General features: G+C 73.0%; 4 protein-coding genes and 1 pseudogene. 4 read left to right on the top strand and 1 reads right to left on the bottom strand.

The window, feature by feature from the left end:
* The 4 genes from EYA84_RS29720 to EYA84_RS29735 form a co-directional block, all read left to right on the top strand.
* On the top strand, positions 1-317 hold a 317-nt coding region (locus tag EYA84_RS29720; RefSeq protein ID WP_255446674.1), incomplete at its 5' end, for an acyl-CoA dehydrogenase family protein.
* 34 nt (positions 318-351) lie between these two features.
* Complete coding sequence (locus EYA84_RS29725) at positions 352-1,401, top strand: type III polyketide synthase (RefSeq protein WP_131057412.1); 1,050 nt, start codon at positions 352-354, stop codon at positions 1,399-1,401.
* A 26-nt stretch (positions 1,402-1,427) separates the two neighbouring features.
* Positions 1,428-2,015, top strand: a complete 588-nt coding sequence (locus EYA84_RS29730) for a hypothetical protein (protein ID WP_131057414.1) — start codon at positions 1,428-1,430, stop codon at positions 2,013-2,015.
* Between the two features lie 27 nt (positions 2,016-2,042).
* Entirely contained in the window at positions 2,043-2,732 is a 690-nt protein-coding gene (locus EYA84_RS29735; RefSeq protein WP_131057416.1) for a hypothetical protein, read from the top strand.
* Between the two features lie 92 nt (positions 2,733-2,824).
* Here the strand turns inward: EYA84_RS29735 and EYA84_RS29740 are convergent.
* A pseudogene (locus tag EYA84_RS29740) lies at positions 2,825-3,016 on the bottom strand (hypothetical protein); the annotation flags it as partial.

Below are 3,016 nucleotides of genomic sequence, written 5' to 3' on the forward strand. Positions count from 1 at the left end.
TGGGCTCGGAGAGGGGTATAAGAGCCAGCACCGTGGCGGCCCGTCGGGTGGACGAGGCGCCGGGCGACGCCGAGACGAACCGCTGGGTGTGGCGGGCCAAGCTGCTGGCCGGTACGACTGCGGCGGAGGTTGCCGCGTCCATGCTGGAGGCGGCCGGCACCTCCGCCACCCGGCGTGGTCACCCGTTGGAGCGCCTCTACCGGGACGCCCGTTGCGGATCACTGCACCCGGCCACCTCCGACGTCTGCGCCGACTGGTTGGGGATCGCCGCGCTCGGCGGTGACCCGGACCGTGACGGGTCGGCTCCTCGTTGGTGAGCGTGAGGAGCCCGAGCGAGCGGAAGGTGGGACGGTGACCGTACCGGTGATCGCGGGTGTGGGTACGGCTCATCCGCCCTCGGCCGACCAGCAGGAACTATGGGACAAGTTCTTCTCCCGGCACTACTCCGGCAGCACCCGGGCGCTCGCCGAGCGGATCTTCGCGAACTCGGGGGTGACCCGCCGGCAGGCGGCGGTGAGTCCGCTGATCGAGGACGTCTCGGACTGGCCGACCGAGCGGCGGATGCGCCGCTACCAGGTGGAGGCGCTGCCGCTGGGCAAGGAGGCGGTCGGCCGTGCGCTGACCTCGGCCGGCCTGGACGCCGGGGACGTCGGTCTTTTCGTGGTCTGCTCCTGCACCGGGTACGCCACCCCGGGGCTGGACATCCTGCTCGCCCGTGACCTGGGTATGTCCCCGACGACGCAGCGGATGTTCGTCGGTCACATGGGGTGCTACGCGGCCCTGCCCGGGTTGGGTGCGGCGAGTGACTTCGTGGTCTCCCGGGGCCGCCCGGCGCTGCTGCTCTGCGCCGAGTTGACCAGCCTGCACCTGCAACCCTCGTCGGCCCGGGTGGACACTCAGCAGATCGTCTCCCACGCGCTCTTCTCGGACGCCGCCGTCGCCGCCGTGCTCCTGCCCGGTGGCCGGGGGTACGCGGTACGCGAGGTCATTTCGGTCACCGACACCTCCACCGCCGACCACATGACGTGGGACGTGACCGACACCGGCTTCCGGATGGGGCTCTCGCCGAAGGTGCCGCAGGTGCTGTCGACCCACGTACGCGGGTTGGTGGAGGACCTGCTGGCCCGGCACGGTGCCACGGTGTCCGGGGTGGACGGCTGGGCGGTGCACCCGGGCGGCCCCCGCATCCTGAACGTGGTGGAGCGCGAACTGGAGCTGCCGCCGACCGGGTTGGCGGCGTCCCGGGCGACGCTGGACGAGCACGGCAACTGCTCGTCCCCGACGGTGCTGCTGATCCTCGACCGTCTGATGCGGGCCGCGCCCTCGCCCCGCCGGGTGGTGATGCTCGCCTTCGGACCCGGTCTGACCCTCTACGCGGTGCTGCTGGAACGGCACGCCTGACCGTGCGGGCGGCTACCCTGAAACTCATGCACGTCGATCCGGTTCATCGGCTGCGCGGCGTTCTGCTCGCCGGGATCGGTGCGGTCGCGCTGGTGCTCGGGGGCTGGTGGTGGCAGGCGCAGGCGCCGGGTGCGGCAACGTCGACCGGTCCGGGCGGCGACTTCCGGCTCACGACGACGGGGCGGGTGGAGCCCGAACCGAGGACGAGCGTCATGCTCGACGCCCGAACCGGCTCCGTCGTCCCGACCTCGCCCGGCCGTGGGTACGGCTCGGCGGAGGCCCCGTCCAGCGCCGGCCACCGGGGCGTTCGTCGGGCGGAGGTCCGCCACGTGGTGTGGACCGAGTCGACGAAGCTGAGCGAGGGTGCCGCGGTGGTCCGGCAGACCCCGGTCGGGTACGGCGAGTTGTTCCAGCTGCGCTTGCGGTGCGTCGGCCCCGGCGACCTGTTGGTGGTGGTGGTCGGGGCACGGGCGGCCGACCCGATCATGATCGGCTGTGACGGTGCGGTGGCCACGACGGAGGTGACCGGCACCGGCGGCCCGGTACGCATCTCGTTCTCCACCGCCGGTGCGGAGCCGTTGCACCTGGAGGCCCGCCTGATCGCCCCGTCCTGAGCCGCTCGGGCCTCTACTCTTCTCGGCATGCATGACGATCCCCGCCATCGGCTCCGAGGTGTCCTGCTGGCCGGTGTGGGGGTGGTGGCGCTGGCTGCCGGTGGCGTGTGGTGGCAGGCGACCGCACCGACCGGGTCGGGTGTCGGGGCCGGGCCCAGCAGCGTTTCCCAGGCGACCGGCTGGCGGGTGGATCCGCTCACCGGGGCCCGGCAGTATCGCGGTACCGACTCGCCCCAACCAGAGGTGACGGCGACGTTCCGGGTGGATCCAGCTACCGGCGCGTCGTTCTGGGTGGATCCGGCCACCGGTTCCTCGCTCGTGCTCGAAATGGATGGCGACAAGGTGCGCGTGCTGGCCGGGGCGGGTTCGGGTGACGTCAGCGCTCCCGAGACCGGAGAGTCGGGCCGGCGCCGGGGAGGCGGCGGCAACGTGGTGTGGTTCGACCGATCGGTGTTGCGCCCGGACGAGCCCGTGGTCCGCACGGCTCGGGTCGCCGACGGTGACCAGTTGGTGTTGCGCGTCAGTTGCACCGGCTCGGGCGAGGTCAACGTCGCCGTCGACGGTGCCCGGGGTGCGTTCTACCCACACCGGGTCGAGTGCACGGGGGCGGTGTCGACGATCGGGATCACCGCTGCCGGTGGCCCGCTGCGGGTCACGTTCCATCCCGGCGAGGCGGCGCAGGCCCAACTGGTGGCCCGCCTGGTCTCTCAGTCCTGACATCGGTCGTGCAGGCCAGGCTGGGTATCGCGGCGGTGGCCGGGTCGGGTCCGGCCACGGACTCACCGGCCGGCTCTGCGAGGCGCGGTCGGTCAGCCCGCCAGGCGGGCCAGTTCGGCCTGGTAGTCGGTGAGCGAGCCGACCTCGGGCACGACCAGGACGACCCGGCCGGTGCGGTCGGCGAGCAGGGCGGTCACGGTGTCCGGCCGGGCCGGCAGGTGCAGGAAGTCGCGGAGGCCACCGGCCGGGTCGGCCAGCGCGCGGACGGCGGTGCCGGGCGGCGC

Origin of the sequence: Verrucosispora sp. SN26_14.1 (assembly GCF_004307965.1) — a bacterium.
In the GTDB taxonomy this organism is placed as follows: Bacteria; Actinomycetota; Actinomycetes; order Mycobacteriales; family Micromonosporaceae; genus Micromonospora.

What these genes read in the sequence shown, in the direction of transcription:
- EYA84_RS29730 (WP_131057414.1), top strand. Translation starts at nt 1,428, where the DNA reads ATGCACGTCGATCCGGTTCATCGGCTGCGCGGCGTTCTGCTCGCCGGG.
- EYA84_RS29735 (WP_131057416.1), top strand. Translation starts at nt 2,043, where the DNA reads ATGCATGACGATCCCCGCCATCGGCTCCGAGGTGTCCTGCTGGCCGGT.